General features: G+C 35.4%; 25 protein-coding genes. 20 read left to right on the forward strand and 5 right to left on the reverse strand.

The window, feature by feature from the left end; all coding sequences use genetic code 11:
- The first annotated feature begins 41 nt into the window (after positions 1–41).
- From MKY30_RS15055 to MKY30_RS15080, 6 genes are all read left to right on the forward strand, one after another.
- Positions 42–1,247, forward strand: coding sequence for an ISL3 family transposase (locus MKY30_RS15055; protein ID WP_339233414.1), 1,206 nt, complete (start codon positions 42–44; stop codon positions 1,245–1,247).
- Positions 1,248–1,430: 183 nt separating this feature from the next.
- Positions 1,431–2,087 carry an SDR family oxidoreductase gene (locus tag MKY30_RS15060; protein ID WP_339285573.1) on the forward strand — a complete coding sequence of 219 codons (657 nt, stop codon included), beginning with the start codon at positions 1,431–1,433 and terminating at the stop codon, positions 2,085–2,087.
- Between the two features lie 358 nt (positions 2,088–2,445).
- The gene (locus MKY30_RS15065; protein WP_339285575.1) at positions 2,446–2,964 is read left to right on the forward strand and encodes an AAA family ATPase; all 519 of its coding nucleotides are present in this window, start codon (positions 2,446–2,448) and stop codon (positions 2,962–2,964) included.
- Between the two features lie 75 nt (positions 2,965–3,039).
- Positions 3,040–3,963, forward strand: coding sequence for a GNAT family N-acetyltransferase (locus MKY30_RS15070; protein WP_341084512.1), 924 nt, complete (start codon positions 3,040–3,042; stop codon positions 3,961–3,963).
- A gap of 28 nt (positions 3,964–3,991) precedes the next feature.
- Positions 3,992–4,906, forward strand: a complete 915-nt coding sequence (locus MKY30_RS15075; protein ID WP_339285579.1) for a serine hydrolase domain-containing protein — start codon at positions 3,992–3,994, stop codon at positions 4,904–4,906.
- A gap of 56 nt (positions 4,907–4,962) precedes the next feature.
- Positions 4,963–5,472 (forward strand): hypothetical protein, encoded by a 510-nt coding sequence (locus MKY30_RS15080; RefSeq protein WP_147208786.1) that lies wholly within the window; start codon positions 4,963–4,965, stop codon positions 5,470–5,472.
- A 46-nt stretch (positions 5,473–5,518) separates the two neighbouring features.
- Here the strand turns inward: MKY30_RS15080 and MKY30_RS15085 are convergent, their stop codons facing one another.
- The 4 genes from MKY30_RS15085 to MKY30_RS15100 all read right to left on the reverse strand — a co-directional run bounded on the left by MKY30_RS15085 (position 5,519) and on the right by MKY30_RS15100 (position 8,024).
- On the reverse strand, positions 5,519–5,866 hold the full coding sequence (locus MKY30_RS15085) for a hypothetical protein (RefSeq protein WP_341084516.1): 348 nt from the start codon (positions 5,864–5,866) through the stop codon (positions 5,519–5,521).
- A gap of 77 nt (positions 5,867–5,943) precedes the next feature.
- Positions 5,944–6,450, reverse strand: a complete 507-nt coding sequence (locus tag MKY30_RS15090) for a GNAT family N-acetyltransferase (RefSeq protein ID WP_341084518.1) — start codon at positions 6,448–6,450, stop codon at positions 5,944–5,946.
- A 263-nt stretch (positions 6,451–6,713) separates the two neighbouring features.
- Positions 6,714–7,244 carry a DinB family protein gene (locus tag MKY30_RS15095; protein WP_341084519.1) on the reverse strand — a complete coding sequence of 177 codons (531 nt, stop codon included), beginning with the start codon at positions 7,242–7,244 and terminating at the stop codon, positions 6,714–6,716.
- A 12-nt stretch (positions 7,245–7,256) separates the two neighbouring features.
- Positions 7,257–8,024, reverse strand: a complete 768-nt coding sequence (locus MKY30_RS15100; RefSeq protein ID WP_341084520.1) for a DUF2087 domain-containing protein — start codon at positions 8,022–8,024, stop codon at positions 7,257–7,259.
- Between the two features lie 311 nt (positions 8,025–8,335).
- Here MKY30_RS15100 and MKY30_RS15105 point away from each other — a divergent pair, with 311 nt between their 5' ends.
- The 11 genes from MKY30_RS15105 (at position 8,336) to MKY30_RS15155 (ending at position 16,563) form a co-directional block, all read left to right on the forward strand.
- Positions 8,336–9,379, forward strand: coding sequence for an ArsR/SmtB family transcription factor (locus MKY30_RS15105; RefSeq protein ID WP_339285586.1), 1,044 nt, complete (start codon positions 8,336–8,338; stop codon positions 9,377–9,379).
- 5 nt (positions 9,380–9,384) lie between these two features.
- On the forward strand, positions 9,385–10,617 hold the full coding sequence (locus tag MKY30_RS15110) for an MFS transporter (protein WP_341084522.1): 1,233 nt from the start codon (positions 9,385–9,387) through the stop codon (positions 10,615–10,617).
- Positions 10,618–10,798: 181 nt separating this feature from the next.
- Positions 10,799–10,930, forward strand: coding sequence for a hypothetical protein (locus tag MKY30_RS15115; protein WP_339285589.1), 132 nt, complete (start codon positions 10,799–10,801; stop codon positions 10,928–10,930).
- 155 nt (positions 10,931–11,085) lie between these two features.
- The gene (locus tag MKY30_RS15120) at positions 11,086–11,241 is read left to right on the forward strand and encodes a hypothetical protein (RefSeq protein WP_341084524.1); all 156 of its coding nucleotides are present in this window, start codon (positions 11,086–11,088) and stop codon (positions 11,239–11,241) included.
- Positions 11,242–11,358: 117 nt separating this feature from the next.
- The gene (locus tag MKY30_RS15125; RefSeq protein WP_147208774.1) at positions 11,359–11,751 is read left to right on the forward strand and encodes a RidA family protein; all 393 of its coding nucleotides are present in this window, start codon (positions 11,359–11,361) and stop codon (positions 11,749–11,751) included.
- Positions 11,752–12,047: 296 nt separating this feature from the next.
- Positions 12,048–13,292 (forward strand): MFS transporter, encoded by a 1,245-nt coding sequence (locus tag MKY30_RS15130; protein WP_339286286.1) that lies wholly within the window; start codon positions 12,048–12,050, stop codon positions 13,290–13,292.
- Positions 13,293–13,367: 75 nt separating this feature from the next.
- On the forward strand, positions 13,368–14,267 hold the full coding sequence (locus MKY30_RS15135; RefSeq protein WP_339285591.1) for a PhzF family phenazine biosynthesis protein: 900 nt from the start codon (positions 13,368–13,370) through the stop codon (positions 14,265–14,267).
- Between the two features lie 65 nt (positions 14,268–14,332).
- On the forward strand, positions 14,333–14,812 hold the full coding sequence (locus MKY30_RS15140; RefSeq protein ID WP_339285592.1) for a GNAT family N-acetyltransferase: 480 nt from the start codon (positions 14,333–14,335) through the stop codon (positions 14,810–14,812).
- 33 nt (positions 14,813–14,845) lie between these two features.
- Positions 14,846–15,289: a GNAT family N-acetyltransferase gene (locus MKY30_RS15145; protein WP_341084526.1), complete on the forward strand. Its 444-nt coding sequence runs from the start codon at positions 14,846–14,848 to the stop codon at positions 15,287–15,289.
- A 29-nt stretch (positions 15,290–15,318) separates the two neighbouring features.
- The gene (locus MKY30_RS15150; protein WP_339285596.1) at positions 15,319–16,191 is read left to right on the forward strand and encodes a DNA-3-methyladenine glycosylase family protein; all 873 of its coding nucleotides are present in this window, start codon (positions 15,319–15,321) and stop codon (positions 16,189–16,191) included.
- Between the two features lie 51 nt (positions 16,192–16,242).
- Positions 16,243–16,563, forward strand: coding sequence for a hypothetical protein (locus tag MKY30_RS15155; RefSeq protein ID WP_339285598.1), 321 nt, complete (start codon positions 16,243–16,245; stop codon positions 16,561–16,563).
- A 316-nt stretch (positions 16,564–16,879) separates the two neighbouring features.
- Here the strand turns inward: MKY30_RS15155 and MKY30_RS15160 are convergent, their stop codons facing one another.
- Positions 16,880–18,148 carry an aminotransferase class I/II-fold pyridoxal phosphate-dependent enzyme gene (locus MKY30_RS15160; protein ID WP_147208761.1) on the reverse strand — a complete coding sequence of 423 codons (1,269 nt, stop codon included), beginning with the start codon at positions 18,146–18,148 and terminating at the stop codon, positions 16,880–16,882.
- A gap of 732 nt (positions 18,149–18,880) precedes the next feature.
- Here MKY30_RS15160 and MKY30_RS24175 point away from each other — a divergent pair.
- From MKY30_RS24175 to MKY30_RS15170, 3 genes are read left to right on the forward strand one after another with little or no spacing between them, the layout of a single operon-like run.
- The gene (locus MKY30_RS24175) at positions 18,881–19,171 is read left to right on the forward strand and encodes a Pr6Pr family membrane protein (RefSeq protein ID WP_445667720.1); all 291 of its coding nucleotides are present in this window, start codon (positions 18,881–18,883) and stop codon (positions 19,169–19,171) included.
- Complete coding sequence (locus MKY30_RS15165; protein WP_341084531.1) at positions 19,078–19,332, forward strand: hypothetical protein; 255 nt, start codon at positions 19,078–19,080, stop codon at positions 19,330–19,332. Before MKY30_RS24175 ends, MKY30_RS15165 begins: the two co-directional genes overlap by 94 nt.
- Before the next feature lie 27 nt (positions 19,333–19,359).
- On the forward strand, positions 19,360–20,829 hold the full coding sequence (locus tag MKY30_RS15170; RefSeq protein WP_341084534.1) for an ATP-binding cassette domain-containing protein: 1,470 nt from the start codon (positions 19,360–19,362) through the stop codon (positions 20,827–20,829).
- Positions 20,830–20,891 lie beyond the last annotated feature (62 nt).

A 20,891-nucleotide genomic window follows, 5' to 3' on the forward strand; every position in this document is an offset into this window, starting at 1 on the left:
ACCTTGAGTTGTCGAGACAAAAGGAATGGGAGAGGAAAAGAGTGCATCATCATTTTATCACAGAGTTGTTAGGAATTAAAGATACGCATGTAGATGTGTGGGATATCAGAGAAGAAGAAAGTTATTTTATTGCAGAATTATTCACGAAACAGCGTATGCAGAAATGTCCTTTTTGCCGTAAAAGAACCAAGCGGATACATGGCTATCGTTGGCAAAGCATTCAAGGACCAGCGTTTACAACCAAGGAAGTTCATCTTTCCCTGCGAAAACGACGTTATATTTGCACGTCGTGTCATCACACATTTTATGAGCGTCTACAAATGATTCATCGGTATCAACGTTGTATGGCGAGTGTGCAAACGACAGCGATGATGCATGCAGCGGTGAGTTCCTTTCGTACAGCGGCGCTAGTAACCGGAGTAACAGTGAATCGTGTCTTACGGTGGTTTGATCAGAAGGAGTTAACTACCAGCAAAGTGTTGCCGCGAGTCATTGCGATCGATGAGTTTAAAGGTGACGCGGATGGAGAGAGGTTTCAATTGAATGTGGTCGATGTGGAGAACCGAAGAATTATCGATATCTTGCCAAATCGAAAAGTGGAAACCATTGAAGCGTACTTAAAGTCCTGTGATACAGGTAAAGTAGAAATGGTAGTAATGGATTTATCTCAAGCGTTTAAACAAGCAATTCGAAAAGCACTGGGAAATCCTCTGATTATCGCTGACCGTTTTCACTTTATGCGTCAGGCCTATTGGGCTCTAGATGAGGTCCGCCGTGAAGTTCAAAAGGAGCTGCCCAAGAAAGATCGAATTCGAATGAAACGTTCCAAAAAACTTCTGTGGAAATCATGGACAACCTGTTCAGATGATCAGAAGAAGAAAGTCGAGCAATTATTAAGGATAGATCCCCGCTTAAAGGAAGCTTATGGTTTAAAGCATGAATTGGATACGTGGTTTAAGGAAAGTGATGCGCACAACGCAACTGCTGGATTAGAAGCGTGCCTGGAGAAGTTGAATGCATCCGCGTTAGAGGGATTTCATCGTGTCGCACGTACATTTAAAAGATGGCAACAAGAAATTCTGCATTCTTTTATGTATCCCTTTAATAATGGCTACATAGAAGGCGTTAATAATACGATTAAAGTATTAAAAAGATTATCTTATGGGATTAAACAGTTTGATCGAATGAGAAAGAAAATTCTATGGCAACAAGAGGTAAAGCTTGTCTTAAAGCAAGCTTATAAATAAAGAGGTGGAGGAATGATATTCCACCACCACATTTGACATAGAACCAACTTACAACACATTTGCAACACAAGTCTTAACTGGATATAAGCCATACAGATATCAGAGCTTTATTCTACTCAAACCAATTATTTAACATCTCTCCTTGGAACCTTTACAATAAAAAGAATAACTCAAAATGAAAGGATGAGGGTATTGAATATCTTAGTAGTAGGAGCAAATGGACAAATAGGGAAGCACCTGGTCAAGTTGATTCAGGAAAATGGAGATCAGGCACGTGCGCTTATCCGTAAGGAAGAACAAGCGGCTTATTTCAAGGAATTAGGAGCTGAAACAGCCATTGTAAACTTAGAGGATGAAATAGACGCGATTGCCAACGCGACAGAAGGTGTTGATGCGGTAGTATTCACAGCTGGATCCGGCCCTAAAACAGGAAAGGATAAAACCCTGATGATTGACTTAGACGCTGCTGTAAAAACCATTCAGGCCGCGGAAAAAGCGAACGTCAAGCGCTTTATCATGATTAGTTCGTTTGATACCAGCCGTGAAGCTATTCAAGCTGCGCCTGAGTCATTTGCACCCTATGTCGTAGCGAAACATTATGCAGACGAGTGGCTATTAAACACTGATTTAGACTACACCATCATCCATCCAGGTATGTTAACGAATAATCCTGGTACGAATCGGGTAAATCTTGGAGCCAGCGTGGAACGGGGAGAAGTACCACGAGAGGATATCGCTAAAGTAATTTATGCCAGCTTGAAAAATGACATAACCATTGGTAAAAGATTCCGGGCAGTAGGTGGACAAACACCTGTTGAAGAAGCAATACAGTCGGTATAATTATTAAAAATCGGGCAGACGCATGCCCGATTTTTTATGGGAGAAAATGGCCTTAAATAAGATATTTATGTAGAATACAGACAGTTTTTTATGAGCGTATAAACTTCAGACAGGAGGCATCCTTGCAAAATGAATAGAGCTTTTCAGTCATTGATGAGTTTAAGTAATCCTTCTCTTTATTTGAAACTGTACTTTTTCATCCCCAAATTGTTGTAATTTCAGAAATTTACAATTAAAGTATAAAATAGTATGGTAGTATGTGATTACAAGGTTGCTATATAAATAGAATTATTCAGCAGCCGTAAAAAAAGATTAGTTATTTACATAGTAAAGCTGCTGAATAGTTTGAGGTGGATAAATGAATCAAAAGTTTCCCGGGAAAATACATATTATAGGATCAATTGGAAGTGGAAAAACGACTTTGGCCAGGAAGCTTTCCGCTCAACTGCAAGTTTTTTATTATGAATTGGATAATGTTGTTTGGAAAAGATTTGATACAGGAGATATTAAAAGGACTCCGGAAGAAAGAGATGAATATCTGAAGAATATCGTTAATTCTGACAGTTGGATTATTGAAGGAGTCCATCATAAATGGATTGCTTCGAGTTTTCAAAATGCTGATGTTATTCTGTTTATAGATACTAAGCTATCAATAAGGAAATTTAGAATCATCAAAAGGTTTATTAGGCAGAAATTGGGCTTAGAAACAGCAAATTATAAGCCAACATTAAAGATTCTAAAAGATTTATATAAATATAATACTGCTTTTGAATATCATACTAAGCCAGAAATCTTGAATATGTTAAGACCTTATGAACATAAATTAATTTATGTTAAAAGTGACATTGAAATTATAAATTATTTTAAAAACAGCTGATATAATCTCCAGTAAGTAATTACTTGGTTTGTAAAAATATATTGTAGAACTAATAAGTAAGCGGGGGAATGTGTTATGCAAAGCAAATACATAATTAGAAACTATCAATCTGAGGATAAACCAGCTGCAATACAATTATATAAAAATTTGATTGAACACCATTCGGACATTATTTATTGGCAGCCTGGTCCAGAAAGTAATTGGAAGAATGTATATTGTGTTTTTTATAAGGATTTAATGATTGCTAAAGGGCAGTTAGAAGCGATTAATATTGTCTCGACAGACCATTCAGCCAATGCAAGTCATTTATTATTCTTTAATATAAAATTGCACTCTAATTGGGAAGATGATAATGAATTGAGGAATCTTCTTTATAAAAAAGTTCTCGAAGGAGCAAAATTATTGAAAAAGAAGCTTCCAGCTCAGTTTCCTGTGAAATTTTGTGTCGGAAATTTTGCATCAGAAGCAAAAGAAAATGCTTATTTGGAATCCAGAGGCTTTGACCATTTTAAAAGTCTGTATTGGATGCGCTGTAAATTGAACAACCTGATTCCGCAATCAGCTTTAAAAATACCAGACATTTCCGTAAAGCATTGGGATATGGGAACAAGAGTGGAAGAATTAGCATATTTGCAGGCAGAGCAGGGAATTTGGCCGGATGAGCCTACCAATTTAGAAAAATTACCTGCGTATAAAAGTAATCCATTTTGGAAAGCGATTACGGCTTTTTATAACGGTGAGATAATTGGGAGTATCATGGCTTGGAAAGAAAAACAGGAGGATATAGGAACTATCGAGAATGTTTTCGTAAAGCCGTACTGGAGAAAGTATGGACTTGCCAGTTACCTGATATCAGAGGGGCTCCACTATTTAAAAAGCTGCAATCTGAGTAAAGTACAGCTTCTTGTTGAAACGGAGAATGAATCTGCATTAAAGCTTTACAGGTCTCTTGGCTTTGAAACTATAAAAGAAGAGAAACGATATTGGATAGATCTATAATGAATGCAAGATTTCGGGGGACGTCAATATGAATGAAAATCTTATGAAGAAGTTTGAAAGAGAAGTAACAAAAGATAAAATTGACAGCTGTCTCATCCAGCATGATGGTAAGACTGTTTTTGAATATTATCGAAATAATAAAATGAAGGAAAGACAGCATAAGATATATTCTGTTACCAAAAGTATCTTATCAATCCTTGTCGGTATTGCAATTGACAAAGGCTATATACCACATGTGCATACGCCAATTACTGCATACTTTCCAGACAGCAGGAAGGATTCAGCTGGAGATGAAATTACGATTAAACATTTATTAATAATGACCTCAGGGCTGTATTGGCCAGGCAATACAGCGATGATACCGAGTAAAAATTGGGTTAAATTTGTTCTGAGCCAACCAGTTGAATATAAGCCGGGGGAAGAGATGATTTATAGCTGCGGTTCTTCTCAATTAATTAGTGCTATTTTACAAAAAGCAACTGGTTTAGATACTGTATCCTTTGCGCAAAAGCATTTATTTATGCCACTGGGTATAACACAATATAAATGGAACCGTGACTCGCAAGGAATTGCTATTGGCGGATTTGGATTGAATATGAAAACGGAGGATTTATTAAAAATAGGGATGCTCTATATGAACAATGGTCAATGGAAATCCAAACAGATTGTGCCAAGTGATTGGGTTAAGGAGTCTACTGCAGCCAGTGTTAAAATAGATAATACATTTTCATATGGTTATCACTGGTGGGTTTTAACAGGGGATGATCAAGAGTTTCCTAGACCTGAAACTTTTTTTGCTCTTGGAAAAAATGGACAGTATATCTTTGTTGTTCCAAGCTATAAATTAACAGCTGTATTCACAAGTGATATTACTGATGATTCATCTAGGCCGATAGAGTATTTTAAGAAGTATCTATTAGCTAACGCTTGTATTAAATCGTAGAAACTAAAATACAGCTACTGCATAAATAGATTGAATGGATTTAGAGGGGAAAAGACATGAATAAGAAAACAATATTTTTATCTATTGGCATTTTTACTATTTTATTAGCAATCTTTGTAGCCGGGAAATTCTTTACAGAGGAAAAAAATGAATCTGAGATAGTGTCGGAAATTATGGAGTATGCCTATGAAAAGTATCTAATATATGCTTATATGGCCGGCGATAACTCGTTATATTTTGAGATTGATGATACAGAGGATTATCATCAATTTCAGGAAGATATTACACAAAGATTAGATAAGCGTAACCTGTTGGGTAAGTATGAACTGGAAATTAAACAGACTTCAGATGAAGAGCATAGAGCTGAAAGATTAAAAATAGATATTGAGGGTATGATTTCCGATTACTTAGAGGAGCATAATCTTAATAATATAGATGTTGAATTTAATGATGACTCTAAATTAGACATTAGATTGCATCTATCTGATGATTCTGATCTGAGTGCAGAGGAGTTAAATAAGATGATGGAGGATTTTCTGGATGTTGAGATTTATGAAGATAAGTGAAATTGACTTGCTTATAAAAAGAGATTTTATAATAAGAGCCAGTTTCTTAAGCAAAAGGAGCCGGCTCTATATTTTTATTTGCTAAAAAGCTCCGACAAAGAAGTGCTCCGACAATACCTAATGTGGATAGGAACGTACCTGTAATCGATATTAGCATGAGGAGATTGTTCATTTTTTTCTCAGTTAATATAGTAGACAGGATAAAACAGATTGTACTTATTAAAAGTGCATATGATGTTCTCAATCCTATTTTATGTAAAATACCAATAGGAAGCGAATCGTTCCTGGATGATGGACGTAACGGACGTGAAAAAGCTTCTGTCCAAATTGTTGAAGCAATAAGGAAAAGCATGAAGTATCCAAATATAAGTAAAAAGTTTCTGGTGCTATTCATTCTTTCACCTGTTTAAATAATATTATTTGCTTCTTAATTTAACTGGAGTATCAGACATCTGAAGAAGCATTGCCTAGTCATTTAGTAGAATATAGATTTACATTTCTTCCGCCCAGCACAATTTCTTTATCTAATTCCATTCCAATTTTTCTCGCCACATTTTGGGAAGAAATATTATCAGGCTGAATCAATGAGATAAATCTTTGAGTATCAAGCTGTTTGTTGCCGTAATCTAACAGTGCCTCAGCTGCTTCAGTAGCGTATCCTTTACCCCAATATTTACGGGAGATCCAATAACCTATTTCCATTTCCAAAGTATTATCAATTGTTTGAGGAACGATACCTGCATGTCCGATTAGAGTGTTATCTTCTTTGCGGACTAAAAGCCTTAAACCTATATTTTCACCAACTTCATAGGTGCTGTATATCCAGTTTAAAAAAATATTTCCTCCATTTTCATCCCGTGTCTCTCCATTTCCAATAAAACGGACTACTTCAGGGTCTGACAATAAAGACATTAGAAAATCAAAATCATCATCGTGATATTGGCGAAATAATAGTCTTTCTGAGGTAATTGACGACATTTATAGCATCCTTTCTTTTTTTCATTGCTGCGTTCAGTGATTCCAAACGAAATGATAGGTTAAAATGAAAGTACTGCAATGGATAGTTTATCAATCTAAATTATAGTAAATTAGAGAAAGGATTGATATATATGATGGGAAACATCGGAATCCCGGGAATGATTATTACTGTTATCGTTGTTGGTTTTGTTATTTATTTAATTAGAAGAATGCTGAAAAGATAGAAGGGGAGCTTTATATAAGAGCTTTCCTCTACCATAAAACTATTTTTTAACAGAGGCATATTCAAAGCGGACATAGCCAATCTCGGCAGCATTTTTCATTAGTTCGAGATTTAACCATGAAGCTAATTGATGAAATTCTACCTCATTATTAAATGGAAATGCAGTATATGCTTTGCTGTAAAGCTCCTCTTCCTTTAAATTCATTAGTACCTCTTCCCATTTTGCAATTAGGGAATGAATGACTGTCTTCACTGCTTCAACATCTTCGTGAACTTTAATTTCCTCTTTCGTCAGCGTGCCAGCTCCGAAAGCATGATCCAATACCATTTCCCACCAGAAAGTAATATGCCATAATGTCCAGGCGAGGCTGGGAGTTCCAATATGATAAGCTTCCGTTTCAGGCAAATCAGCATACCATTCTCCGTTTTCCTCTTTAATATAAAGTCCGGCATTTGGTGACAGCCACCTGTATTCTTCCTGCTTCAATGAAGTAAGATGATATTCCAGCAGTTGTTTAGAGATACTAAATTGAAATGTGATGTTATTTAGCAGCGCATTATTTTCGTTCACACTATATCCTCCTTAGTTCTTTACCCAATATTCCATACCATCTTTACTGCGCTCCATAAAACCATACTCAATTAAATATCTTCTAATTGTAACAAAATCGCTGTAGACAGGCTTTAATACAGTATTTATTTCCTCCTCCGTATAAATCCTGTTTAATTCAAAATGGTTTATGATATTTTGCAGGACAATCAACTTCCTTTTTTCTTTACTTGGGAATTTGTCGAGTTGACCATTCAGGCCGTCTTTAAAATAAGTTGATAAAACCTTATTTTTCTCGTCCTCTGTAATGGCGTAACGATCATTCACCATTTTTGCCCCCTTGTGAAAGTGAATAAATTTATGATCGTTTTCCTGATGAGATTCTCTATTTAACAGATTCATTAATGCCAGGAAAACCTTTGCGCGTTTTTCCTTTTCCTTTAAGTTAAAGCGGTGACTCCGGATAGTGGAAGGACTTCCGCTGCCTAGTTCTTTGACGATTTCTTTATCAGTTAACCCCTGATAAAAAAAGGTTAGTAATTCTTTTTGATGGTCTGTCAATCCAGTGTATTTCTTTTCAAGTTGAATCAAATAATCAAATACGGAATCATGCTCCTGTTCAATATGTTGGATAACTGCTTTTTTTGCTTCGTATAATACGCCGTCTATTGGATAAATTATTCCATCTTCAAAATGTTTATTACATAGCACACATACATAGCTGCCGATATTATCAGCATAAGAATAACCTTTTGAAAGATCATCAACTGTGGTATCCCAAAAATGATTTTCATGTGACATACTAAACGACCCTTTCATTTGTCTTCTTATTTACAGACATTATATAATAACGTCCATTATTATTCAATGATTTCTAGACTGGAGAATAGAGATTAATAAAGCAAAAATCAAAATATAATGCCTGTTTTAAATAATTATAAGCATGAAGCTCCTTTTTATTTTTATATAAAAGTCTGGAGAAAGACATGGACAATAATAAGAAAATGTTCAAATAAATTCCTTCATGGAAAGAGTAAAGGATAAAAAATAACTTGTAATTATTCTTTTGTTAGATATACTTAAAATAACATATTTGATGGAGGTTAAATGTTATGAAAAACGTATCTGATAATTATTATGTAGAACAATCCGATGTATTTGAATTACTCGCGCTCATGTTCCGTTTAAATAATTATGAATACATGCAATCAGAAAAGCATCGCAAAAAAGAAAGCTTTAACCATTTTATACAGGATTCATTTTCTTTACTATCTGATGAAACAAAAAAGGAACTAGATTGCTTTTTTCATAAGGATAGTTTTTTTGGATTAACATTTGTTCAGCTTCTTTATCAGCATAATAAATGGCATGATATACCATCCTTTTTAAGTTTTATGGCGCAATTGGAATTTGAAGAAATCATTTCAGCGTTTTTGACCAGCGGTTACTCGTCACCAGAAAGAGTAGAGGATTATACGGATAGGCAGGAAGTATTTTCGCATATTCAGTCCTCTGTATTACCTTTTTCTGAACAGGCAAAGTTATTTTATTTATATTTTGATAAAGAAAATACCAAGCAACGTTTTTTAAAGGTTGTTGAAGAAATTAACGAGAAGATATATCAGCCTTCCATAAAGAAAATAAACGCTTATCATGAAGAAAGTATTCATAAATTATCGGGAATGAACAGAAAGCAAATATACAAAATAACTAATCCGCATTTTGATTCTTTTGAAGCAAATGAGCCAAATAAAATTATACTAGCTCCGTCTTATTTTTATTATAACAGCTCTTTATTTTCTTATAGCTCCGAGAGTGATATAGCTATTTATCTCATTGGTACAGAGATTATTGAACAGACGATGGATGAAAGCAGGGAAGAGGATAAGGTGATTGATCTGGCAAAAGCTCTTTCTGATCGGACAAAAATTAAAATTATAAAGGAACTAAATCGACAGCCGCGATATGGCTTTGAACTGGCAAAGCAATTGAATCTATCCAGTCCGACTATTTCGCATCATATCTCAAAATTATCTGATTTAGGTTTAATCACGGCGAAAAGATATGAAAATAAAATTTTCTATCAGGCAAATCAAAAGCTGATTGAGGAAGCATTAAAAAGTATGTCCGACATGTTGATACAGAAAGAGAGGTAAGGCAAGTGAGAGCATTATTTGCAAATCGTAATTATATGCTGCTGTGGGCCGGATTATCTGTTTCAAGGTTTGGATACCGTTTTTTTAATCTAGCTGTCCTTTGGTTTGTAATGCAGGGGACTGGGTCTGCATTATCTCTTGGTATGACCGTGCTTTGCTTTACAGTGCCAACTATTATTATAGAACCCTTAGCGGGAGTTGCAGCCGATCGTTTTGACAGAAAGAAAATTATGGTATTTTCCGATATTTTTACTGGAAGTACGATGCTGGTTATTGCGGTATTGATGATAAACGGGTCGTTATCACTCCCTTTATTATATGTTTTATTAGTCTGTTCAGCTGCTTCCATGGCTTTATTCAACCCTTCCGCAAATTCAAGTATACCTTTACTAGTTGAAGAAGAGCATCTGACAAAAGCGAATTCCTTAAACCAGCTCAGTACACAAGGAAGTAATATCTTAGGGCCAGCACTTTCAGGGATATTGATTGGATTCGTTGGAAATATTGGCTTTCTATTAATTATCAGCGGTGCTGCATTTGTCATATCAGCAATAACAGAATCATGGATAAAGGTTCCGCGTATGAATAACCATAAAAAAGATGGGAAACAATCATTTGTCTACGAAATGCTGGATGGGTTCCAATATGTGAAGAAAGACAGGGCGTTATTATTTCTGATTATTGTCGGCGGAATTATTATTAACTTTTTCTTAGCACCACTGACAATATTTTTCACATATATGAGTGATTATATTTTTGATGTTGGGGCATCCGGTTTAGGGTTTATTAATTCTGTTCTGGCTACAGGCGCGATGTTTGGGTCACTAATGATTATGTTTAATGTATTTAAAAATAAATACAGAATGGCAGTGGCAGGCTTGCTGCTTGAGGGTATTGCACTGCTTATTATGGGAATTGCATTAAGTTATTATGCTACAGTTGCTGCGGCTGGTTTATTAGGGTTGGGAGTCTGCTTTGCCAGCGTGGGCTTAAATACCATGTACCAGACTATGATTCCTAAAGAGATGATGGGAAGAGTATTGAGCTTAGTTTCTATGATGTTAGGTGCTTCCGTTCCATTGGGGCAATTATTTGGTTCGTTGATTATAGAACATTATTCGATGACTGCGATTTTAATGATATTTGGTGCTATTGTGAGTATCTCTTCGTTATCGCTAATTCGGATAGTCAGGGTAGAGAATAAAGAAGAGATTATTGCAGAAAAAGAAGTACAATAATTTATTTTAATTGAAATATTTCTACTTATTGTCTCTATAATATATCGTCAGTATCTTCTACGGGATGAAACAGAAATGATGACATCATAAGTCTTTTATTATTCTGTTCATATCTGCCGTTGTAAACAGAAAGAATGATGGTTTAGAATAGTGATAAATTAATTAAAAAGCTGGTGAACCAATGGATCAAAACGTTGAGCTGGAATTGGAGATAGAAAAGAAGAAATTTTTAAGGAAGCTAGGTTACCTGGCATGGGGGTTATTGCTAATATTTGGATCTTTTATTTCGGTTGCTGCTGTATTATTTTACTAAATAAATTTTAAAGAGGATACGCTTTTAACCAGTACTTCCCCAAAACAAACAAATACGATTGAAATTGTTGAAAAAGGAGAGGCGTTCTTTTTAAACCACATACTATTAGAATAAAGTATGATAGAGAAAATATAGATATCGAAGTAAATAACGGTTTGAAATCATTGAATGAATCAAATGTGAGTATTCGCTGGATAAGAGAAAATAAAGCTGAAATTACTCTGGGTGGAGAAGGACGGTCACCTGAAATAGTTATATTTTATGCGGAAGCTTCTCCACATTTTGTAGTGAAAGAAACAGATGAGGAATAAGGTGAAAAAGTAATATAGTAAATAATAATCAATGATAATGTTTTTATATTGAATAATTATCTTCACTAATTTATCATAAAGGTATTAAAAGGAAGAGAATAAAGGGGAGGTATCAGGATGATAGAATCTAGAAATCCCAAAAATGTACATAAACCATTGGCTCCGTATAGTCATCAAATCGAAGCTTCAGGGGATATCCGATGGTTAACCTTATCAGGACAGCTGGGAATGGATTTGGAAGGAAAGGTCCCGGAAGATTCAGTTGAACAATTAAAAATGGCTTTTGAAAACATCCGTATCAATTTACTGGAAGCGGATATGGACGTAAAAAATTTGATAAAGCTGGTGTTTTACATTGTTGGAGAAATGGACGCGGACAGAAGAAGAGAAGTAATAGGCGAATTTTTAGGTGAGCATTTACCATGTACCACAATGGTTTTTGTAGCTGGATTAGCCGGTCCGCAATTTAAAGTAGAGATAGATGCATGGGCATGTAAAGAGAATACATAAACATCTAATTAGGTATTATAACTGATTTGATTTTTAGAATGTTTTTATTACTCAGTTTAATTTTACAGAGTAATAAAAAAGACGTAGAAATATAAGCTGATAATTAATACAGTTTTACATGTAAAGAATAATCTTGTAATTATAAGGAGCTAAATAAAATGGATCGTCCAATCTAATATTCTCTCTGTTCAAATATTTAACCAATATTAAACAGGGAGAAACGGTTAAACGGAAGAGAATGTGAGTCCTTGAAGCAGTGTTTCTCCCATATAGAGGAGAGAATTAAATTGAAGACGGTGCTTATTAATAGAAATTTCAGATGTATGTGGGGATCAGAGCTTCTTTCTATCTTAAATAGCAGATTTAGAGAATTAGTGATTCCATTGGTTGTGTTGGGATTAACCAGTTCACCGCTGATTACAGCACTTGTGGCTTTATCACAGCAACTAGGTACAATTTTATTTGCTATACCCATTGGAACATGGGTGGAAAATAAGAATAAGGTCAGGGTAGCAGGGATTTGTCATTTTCTATATGGTGCAGGGATCTTTATACTTGCTTTTCTGATAGCAACCAATAATGTAAGTGCAGTTATTATTGCTTCATTATTATTTGTAATGGGATTACTTGCATTAATCAGCAGAACAGCGTTTACTACAATGATTCCTGCTATTGCGGGCAGAGAGAACTTATTGAGAGCGCATACAAATATCGAAGCTGCTGATGCTATTGCCACTGTAATCGGTCCTGCATTGGGCGGGGTGTTATTAGCAAAAACAGATTCAGTATTAACATTGATTATTTGTGCAGCTTTATCCCTTTTGTCTGCTTTATTTATTGCTTTTATTCGTAATGAGGCAGATTTTATAAAAGTAGACAAGGAAGAATCGGAAACAAATAAATTGAAAGTGTTTTTAGGGAAATCATTAGAAGGCTTAAAGATTTTGGTAGATAATCCACAGCAGTTGATCAGCACATTGGTAATGTGTATATTGGGTTTTATAACTGTATTTATTACATTAACCATTATTTTTTATGCCCAAATAACGATGGAGCTGTCAGAAGGGCTAATTGGTATTTTGCTATCAAGTGCCGGTGTGGGTAATATTATAGGTATTTTTTTGATAAATAAATTTAAAAATAATAATTGGATTATGCTGATGGGTTTATTAATGGTTATCTCCGGAATAGGTATATTAATAATTGCAGCAACAAATGCTTTCCTTATAATGTGTATAGGAATGGCGGTTTTTGATTGTGCTCTCTCTATGGCATTTATTGTACAGGGAGCTGTGCATCAGGGAATTACTCCAAACGAATTTTTATCCAGAGTCAGGAGCTCAACCTATGTTATCGGAGGTATATTCACGATGCTTGGCACTTTTTTAGCTGGAGCTATCCCGGAGTTACTTAATGGGGAAATTGCATTGATAATAGGCGCTTTTATCCTTTTAATCCCGGCTTTCATACTGATCAGCTCCAGAAAATTTGGTGTGAGATTGAGCAAGGTTGAGCCCATTTACAAGAAAAGAAAAGTGTAAGCAACATAGCATATTAGGGTTCTCGATGAAAATTACTCATCGAGAATTTTAATATAATTATTGGAGGAATTTATCATGAGATCTGTAGAAGTATTTCATTATGATGCGTTCAGTAAAGAACCTCATAAAGGAAATCCGGCTGGAGTAGTTCTAGATGGAGATAAATTAACAGAGGATCAAATGCAGGAAATTGCATTTAAGGTAGGATTTAATGAAACAGCCTTTCCGGTTATGTCTGAAGCAGCAGACCTTGGCATACGTTTTTTTACACCAGGGCATGAAATGAACTTATGCGGGCATGCGACGATGGCAACGGTGTATGTGTTAAAAACAAAGGGATTGTTAGGAGAAAAAACAGAGCTGACGATCGAAACAAGAGCAGGGATTTTACCTGTAAAGCTTCATTCAACTGCCAATAAAGAAATAATAATAACAATGAACCAGGCAGCGCCAATATTTAAAGCATTTCATGGTTCAAAAAGAGATTTAGCTCATTCTATAGGGTTAGAAGAAGCCGATATCCATGACACCTTACCAATTTTATACGGAAGTACAGGGACTTGGACGCTGTTAGTCCCAATAAAACACCTAGAGGCTTTTCGTAGAATGAAACCCCAAAATGAAGATTTTCCTTCTATATTAAAAGAAATACCTAAGTCATCTGTTCATCCATTTAGTTTAGAAACTTATGATGAAGAGGCTGACATGCATGCCCGGCACTTTTCCTCTCCCTATTCAGGAACTGTTGAGGATGCAGTAACTGGTACTGCGTCAGGGGTTATGGGTGCTTATTATGCCGAATATATAAGAAAGGATAGAAAAGAAGCTTTGAAGCTTGTGGTTGAGCAGGGGAATGAAATTGGCAAGAATGGCAGAGTAGGTGTCCAGGTTTCTGAGAACGGTGAGTTATATAATGTTCAAATTACAGGAAGTGCTGTTTTTGTTAACGAGTTAAATATTATGATAAATGATTAAAGAATCCCAGTGGATAGCAGCTCAATAAATGGGTCAGAAATGATTAGGGTCAAAGGAGAAATAATGTGCAAATTAAAGTATCTCAACAATTACCTAAAGACAAAATTAATACCTTTTTTATAAAGCAATGGGGAAGTCCTGAAATGGTTATTTCCAGCGGTGTTTTTGATTGTACCACCTTGGAAGGATATGCAGTGTTAAATAAAAACAGTGAGATAATCGGTTATATCTCATATGTTATAACGGATAGTGAGTGTGAAATAATCTCTTTAGACAGCATAGAAGAGGGCAAAGGAATTGGAACAGCTTTAATTCAGGCTGTAGAGCATATGGCGAAGGAAAGAAGCTGTCAGAAAATCAAACTTATTACTACAAATGATAATTTACATGCATTAAAATTTTATCAGAAGCGTGGATATTGTTTAAGCGTCCTACTTAAAGGAGCAGTGGACAGAGCAAGAGAACGCAAGCCAGAAATACCGCAATTGGGGAATGAGGGAATTCCGATTCGGGATGAAATTCTTTTGTCTAAATGGTTGATTTAAAAAGCTGTCATCATAGGATAAGGAGTTGAAAAAATGGAGCACAAAATTGATATTTGTTTAGAAAAAGACAACAAATTCACCGATTTTTTACACCAGAAGATTAAAGATTATAATAATAAGCACTCCCCCCACCATAGACGAATAAGAGAAAAAGAAGCAATACACCCAATAAATATTATTGTTTCTGATAACGATAATAATTGGATTGGCGGTTTAAGTGCAGAGGTTTACTGGGGATGGCTGGAGGTTGATTATTTTTGGATTTGTGAAAAGCATAGAGGTAAAGGCTTAGGAAGGAGAATTCTTATTGAAGCGGAGATGGTTGGTAAAGAAAAAGGGGCAACGAAGGCTTTGCTAACAACTTTTGAATTTCAGGCCCGTTCCTTTTATGAAATGAATGGATATCAGGTTGCCGGTGAGATAGAAGGATATCCGCCTGGAAGCAGTTACTGCATGATGGTGAAATCATTACTTTAAAACCACCCTTTAATCAGGAGGAGATTATCTTGAAAAAGGTCATTGAATTACCAGAAAAATTTAATTTCAAAGCTGCAACTACAGATCATGGCTGGTATATGCTGCCTCCCTTTCACAGTAATGATGATATGAGTGCTTTGAACAGAGTGGAAAAATTATCAACTGGTAAGATCGTTATGCTTCACATCAAACAAGATAATGCTAAATTAATTATTGAAATAGAGGACAAGAAGACCTTAACAAATAAAGAAAGTGAAGAGATAATTCGTAAAATCAGCTGGATGTACCGGCTGGATGAGGATTATAGTGCCTTTTATAAAATGTGCGCAGATAACAAGGACATGCAGGAAATCGTAACAGAAAATAGAGGCAGACTATTACGATCACCGAGTATATTTGAAGATATTGTAAAGACAATCCTCACAACCAATACTACCTGGAGCCGGACGATTTCCATGACAACTAATTTTGTAACACTTTTAGGAGAAAGATATTCGGACGATTCAGGATTATTTACGTTTCCCACACCTGAAGCAGTTTTAAAAAAAGATAGGGACTTTTTAAATCAAACTGTCAAATTAGGATATAGAAGTGACTATATTTATGAGCTTGCATTAAATATAGTAAATGGCGTCTATAATTTAGATGTACTAAAAAATCCGGAAATTTCAACAGAGGACGTTGTGCTTAAAATGAAAAAAATTAAAGGGGTAGGACCATATGCGCTCAGTAATATTCTAATGCTGTTGGGAAGGTATGACTATCTGCCTGTAGACAGCGAATTTAAGAAGCATGTAAAAAATAAATATTTCTCAGGTGAGCTTCCTCCTAATGCACAGCTGCATCAATTATATAAAGAGTGGGGAGAGTATAAATTCTTGGCTTATTGGTTTGACAGGTAATCTTCATATGCAGGGAACGCTGGAGCAAAAATGGAGCAGGGAGTTTAATCTATGATGTTTTTTTCACGCTGGACATTATTTCAAGGTATTATAATTATTTCTTTGGCAGGGCTTGCCTTTATAGCGGATTTGTTTAAGACAGAAATTGCCATACCTGCTTCTGAAAGTATGGAAGCAAATGGATCTGAGGTGATGACATTTTTGTTTATAATAGCTGTAATTGGTTTGCTAAGCCTGTTAATGTATTTCCAAACGAAGAAAAGTCACACATTTTTAAAGCACCCGTTATGGGATAAAATGTACATCCTGATGCCCGTTTTATTTGCTATATCTTTTTATTTTGATATTCTTTTTGATAGATTCAGTAAGTAATATAAGTAAGTAATATAATAGAAAGTCACCGTTGGCTGCTATATATCTTGTTTTATTATATGCTATTTTTAATAAATTTAGTGGTGTTGGCATTTATCTATAAATTAAAAAAGAATACAATCCCAAATGAAAATAAAATCATGTTTTCTTTTATTTGGACTACATTAATTCTCTTTGTAATTTATTTTCTGCTGTAATTTTTATATATACTGCTCTTGTGTAGAACCGGAATAGATTTTTTGAACCCTGCCTTTAAATCTTATAAAATAAGCAAAAAACCATTTAACGTTTTAATGCCAAATGGTTTTTCCTTATTTTATAAAAGCTTATTCGTACTTACGAGGATAATACAAATACATAAAACCTCTATTGCCTGCTCTACTTCCTCTAACGTTGGGAAGGATGGTGCAATGCGAATATTTCTGTCGCGCGGATCGTTTCCATATGGAAAGGCTGCTCCAGCTCCGGTTAATGTTACTCCGGCCTCTTTGGCAAGCCTGATTACTTCAGAAGCGCAGCCATCCATGGTATTCAGGCTGATAAAATAGCCGCCCTCAGGCTCTGTCCATGTAGCAACACCATAGGAATCTAATTTGGAATGGAGTATATTTAATACTGCATCGAATTTAGGTTTCATAATATCCGCATGCTTCTTCATATGTGCCAGGATATTATCATAGTTTTTAAAAAAGCGGACATGGCGCAGCTGATTTACTTTATCGGGACCGATTGTCTGTACGCTAAGCTGTTCCTTAATAAAATTAATATTTTCCTTGCTTGCCGCTACTACTGCGACCCCAGCTCCAGGGAAAGTGATTTTCGAAGTGGATGCAAACATAAATACTCTGTTCGGGTTGCCATGTTTTTTACATGCTTCCAAAATATTTTTTAGTCTTGGAGAATAATCGGTTAAGTCATGTACAACATAAGCATTATCCCAAAAAATCTTAAAATCATTTGCTTTGGTCTCCATTTTAGCTAAACGCTCCACAACATCATCGCTGTATGTAACACCATCAGGATTACTGTATTTGGGAACACTCCACATACCTTTGATGGACGCATCATTTCGGACAAGTTCCTCCACTTTATCCATATCCGGACCATCTTCCAGCATATCGACGGAGATCATTTCGATATCGTACTGTTCACAAATCGTAAAATGTCTATCATAACCAGGGACCGGACAGATAAATTTAATTTTATCCTCTTTGCCCCAAGGAGCTTCACTATCGACAACACCTTTAATCAATGCTTTTGAAATAAGATCATGCATGATATTCAGGCTGGCATTGCCTCCGATTAGAATCTCTTCTGTATCTACTCCAAGCATATCCTTAAACAATGCTTTTGCTTCCGGTATCCCATCAACCAGCCCGTAATTCAGAACAGAAAGATGATCACCGATATTTTCAGAATTCACACTGTCTAATAGTTTCAATGATAATTTCAGCTGTTCAGCGCTAGGCTTTCCTCTAGCCATATTTAAAGCCAGGTTCTGTTTTTTTATAGATTCAAATTCTTGCTTTGTTTTATTATAAAGATTTTGCAGACTGGAATGATCCATCTGTTTTAACTCGCTCATTTTATCCCTCCGCAGTACTTACCTTGATTTTGTCTCTTGTTATTATTTTATTGCATTCAATGGGAATTGCAAAGGGGAAATGCGGAAAGTCGCAAATTTGTCAGTTAAGATATTTTTTCTTCAAATAATTGGATAATTGAAACGTTTGCAGGCTTTAATTCGTAAGCTAATATAACAATATAAAAAGGGAGAACTGAAATCCGTGAATGAATGGTGGAGAAAGAAAAAGTCAAAAACAAGAAAAAGCAGAAAGAATAAAGGGGATTATACAACAAGAGATTTTCTGTTTGATATTTTCTTTTGGATTCCCGAAATCATCATATCTCCAATACGTCTTCTTTTTTGGTCCTTCAGAGGTTTGTTTCGATGGATAACTGAGGTGTTCTAATAAGAATGGCAGCCTGTTTGGGAGACATATAGAAAATACAGCTATAAAAGCAGGATAAATGTTAAATATGGAGAATTATGTATATAGGCAGGGGTTCAGATTTATATATGTAACATCATTTTCCTGCAGCACTATTACTGACAGAAAATGAAAAATAGGGGCCATTTTATGGGAAATATAATTGGAATATCATGGAGGTTTAAATTAAAGCTGGCATTGCATCTTCTAATTACTGTCACAGGATTTATCAGTGTGATTTTACATGTTTTGTAATCTCCTGACCTTTGGGTTTCTTTAACTAAACTCACCTTTCAAGCAAATTTGATAGTTTCAATAACCTTCTTATGAAGCGGTCTTGTCCTGTTTTTTTAGGAAGAAGCAGACTCCGTTTTTGTATTTTTACATATCATTTTCTTCTCGCCAGCGGCGGTCAATATGCTGGAATCTGGGTTATCACAAATTTTACGCTTCATTATTTTATTCCTTTAGCCGTTGTTATTAATTGGTTTCTTTTTGAATCGAAGAAAATGTGCAGTTATAAGTGTATTTTTTATTGGGTGGTCTATCCAGTTCTTTATTGTATTATTTCAATTGTGAGGGGATATTCGATGGTTTTTATCCTTATTTCTTTTTAAATCCAAATGGGGAAATTTCGTCTGGTGTTGGCAGTTACTCGAATGATGCGGCCTTTATTGCTGTTTTTCTATTTGTTTATATCATGCTGAGTTTTTTATTAATTATATTAAACCGAATATTAATGAATGGGGATAATAAAAAAGATATATTTGATAATTAATAAAAATAAGGAAAGGGGGTCACGTATATGGCCGGTAATATACTCATCAGTAATTTGACATTTAAATATCCATCCATGATTCATCCTTTATTTGAAAATATAACAGTGAATATTGATGAGAATTGGAAGCTGGGGCTGCTTGGGAGGAATGGTCGCGGCAAAACGACTTTCTTTAAAATCCTTTTAGGAGATCTGGATTACGATGGGAATGTTCAATCCTCACTTATATTTAAGTACTTCCCGATATTTCCTGCTCCAGATAATCATCTTACTGCCGAAGAAGTATTGCTTAAGGAAAATTCAATGATTGAACGCTGGGAATTGGAGTTGGAGTTATCCTATATGGATTTACCTGCGGAAGTGCTGGACAGAGATTTCTATGTTTTAAGCGGCGGTGAACAGACAAAAATTTTATTAATAGAGTTATTCCTCAATGAGGATGCTTTCCCGCTGATAGATGAACCGACAAATAATTTAGATGTTCATGGAAGGAAGGTTGTCGGGGATTACCTGAATCGGAAGAAGGGCTTTATCGTCGTCAGTCATGATCAGCATTTTCTGAATCAGTTTGTTGACCACACTATGGCAATTAACAAAGAAAGCATTGATGTAGTAAAAGGTGATATCGATACATGGGCCTATGAGAAAAAGAATGCTGATGAACTTGCTAAAGAAAAAAATCATAAACTTCATCATGAGATTAATAGACTGGAAACTGTTTCAAAAAGAGTTGGCTCATGGGGGCATTTGAGAGAGGATAGTTCCAAAGACGCCGCCAGCAGAAGATTAGCAGCAAAACAGATGAAGCGCTCCAAAGCAATCAAAAAAAGAACAGAAGAAAAGATAGTGGAAAAACAGGATCTGATTCATAATATTGAAACTGTGGAAGCATTAAAAATGCGGGTGGAGCAGCCTCACAAACAAATACTTTTACTTCGGGATTTTTCTGTTTTACAGAATGGGAGATGCTTGTTTGAACCGGTTAATATAGATGTTTATCCCTCCGAACGTTTATTTATAACAGGGAAAAACGGGGCAGGGAAAACAACTTTGCTGAATTTTATACTTGGAAATGGTCAGTTTGAAGTTACTGGGGATTATCAAATTAGACTTCCGGATAAAATCTCTCTCTTACAGCAGCAAAATCAGCTTGATGAGGATCATGCCTCTATCCTTCAACAACTAACAGCAGAGGAAAAACAATCTTATCTGCATTTGCTGCGGCAGTTAGGTTCCAAACGATCCAGTTTTGCTGATCGTTCAAGTGAACATTGGAGCTCGGGGGAGCAGAAGAAAGTATTTTTGGCAAATGCGTTGTTAGGTAACCATTCCTTATTTGTATGGGATGAAGTAACAAATTATTTAGATATGATGGTAATTGATCAATTAATGGCAGCAATAAATAAATATAAACCGACAATGATCGGCGTAGATCATAATGAGCATTTTGTAGATTCTGTTGCTACGAAGACGCTGGAGCTGATTAAGAGAGGTTGATTAGTGGGAGTGGTGTTTTTTGGGTTTATAAATCAAAAATAGATATTTACATATGGATGATT

The sequence above is a fragment of the Oceanobacillus sp. FSL W8-0428 genome (assembly GCF_038004405.1).
Taxonomy (GTDB): Bacteria; Bacillota; Bacilli; order Bacillales; family Amphibacillaceae; genus Oceanobacillus; species Oceanobacillus sojae.

Coding starts and splice junctions, on each gene's coding strand:
- MKY30_RS15060 (WP_339285573.1), top strand. CDS start 1,431: ATGAGGGTATTGAATATCTTAGTAGTAGGAGCAAATGGACAAATAGGG.
- MKY30_RS15065 (WP_339285575.1), top strand. CDS start 2,446: ATGAATCAAAAGTTTCCCGGGAAAATACATATTATAGGATCAATTGGA.
- MKY30_RS15070 (WP_341084512.1), top strand. CDS start 3,040: ATGCAAAGCAAATACATAATTAGAAACTATCAATCTGAGGATAAACCA.
- MKY30_RS15075 (WP_339285579.1), top strand. CDS start 3,992: ATGAATGAAAATCTTATGAAGAAGTTTGAAAGAGAAGTAACAAAAGAT.
- MKY30_RS15080 (WP_147208786.1), top strand. CDS start 4,963: ATGAATAAGAAAACAATATTTTTATCTATTGGCATTTTTACTATTTTA.
- MKY30_RS15085 (WP_341084516.1), bottom strand. CDS start 5,866: ATGAATAGCACCAGAAACTTTTTACTTATATTTGGATACTTCATGCTT.
- MKY30_RS15090 (WP_341084518.1), bottom strand. CDS start 6,450: ATGTCGTCAATTACCTCAGAAAGACTATTATTTCGCCAATATCACGAT.
- MKY30_RS15100 (WP_341084520.1), bottom strand. CDS start 8,024: ATGTCACATGAAAATCATTTTTGGGATACCACAGTTGATGATCTTTCA.
- MKY30_RS15105 (WP_339285586.1), top strand. CDS start 8,336: ATGAAAAACGTATCTGATAATTATTATGTAGAACAATCCGATGTATTT.
- MKY30_RS15115 (WP_339285589.1), top strand. CDS start 10,799: ATGGATCAAAACGTTGAGCTGGAATTGGAGATAGAAAAGAAGAAATTT.
- MKY30_RS15125 (WP_147208774.1), top strand. CDS start 11,359: ATGATAGAATCTAGAAATCCCAAAAATGTACATAAACCATTGGCTCCG.
- MKY30_RS15135 (WP_339285591.1), top strand. CDS start 13,368: ATGAGATCTGTAGAAGTATTTCATTATGATGCGTTCAGTAAAGAACCT.
- MKY30_RS15145 (WP_341084526.1), top strand. CDS start 14,846: ATGGAGCACAAAATTGATATTTGTTTAGAAAAAGACAACAAATTCACC.
- MKY30_RS15155 (WP_339285598.1), top strand. CDS start 16,243: ATGATGTTTTTTTCACGCTGGACATTATTTCAAGGTATTATAATTATT.
- MKY30_RS15160 (WP_147208761.1), bottom strand. CDS start 18,148: ATGAGCGAGTTAAAACAGATGGATCATTCCAGTCTGCAAAATCTTTAT.
- MKY30_RS24175 (WP_445667720.1), top strand. CDS start 18,881: ATGAAGCGGTCTTGTCCTGTTTTTTTAGGAAGAAGCAGACTCCGTTTT.
- MKY30_RS15170 (WP_341084534.1), top strand. CDS start 19,360: ATGGCCGGTAATATACTCATCAGTAATTTGACATTTAAATATCCATCC.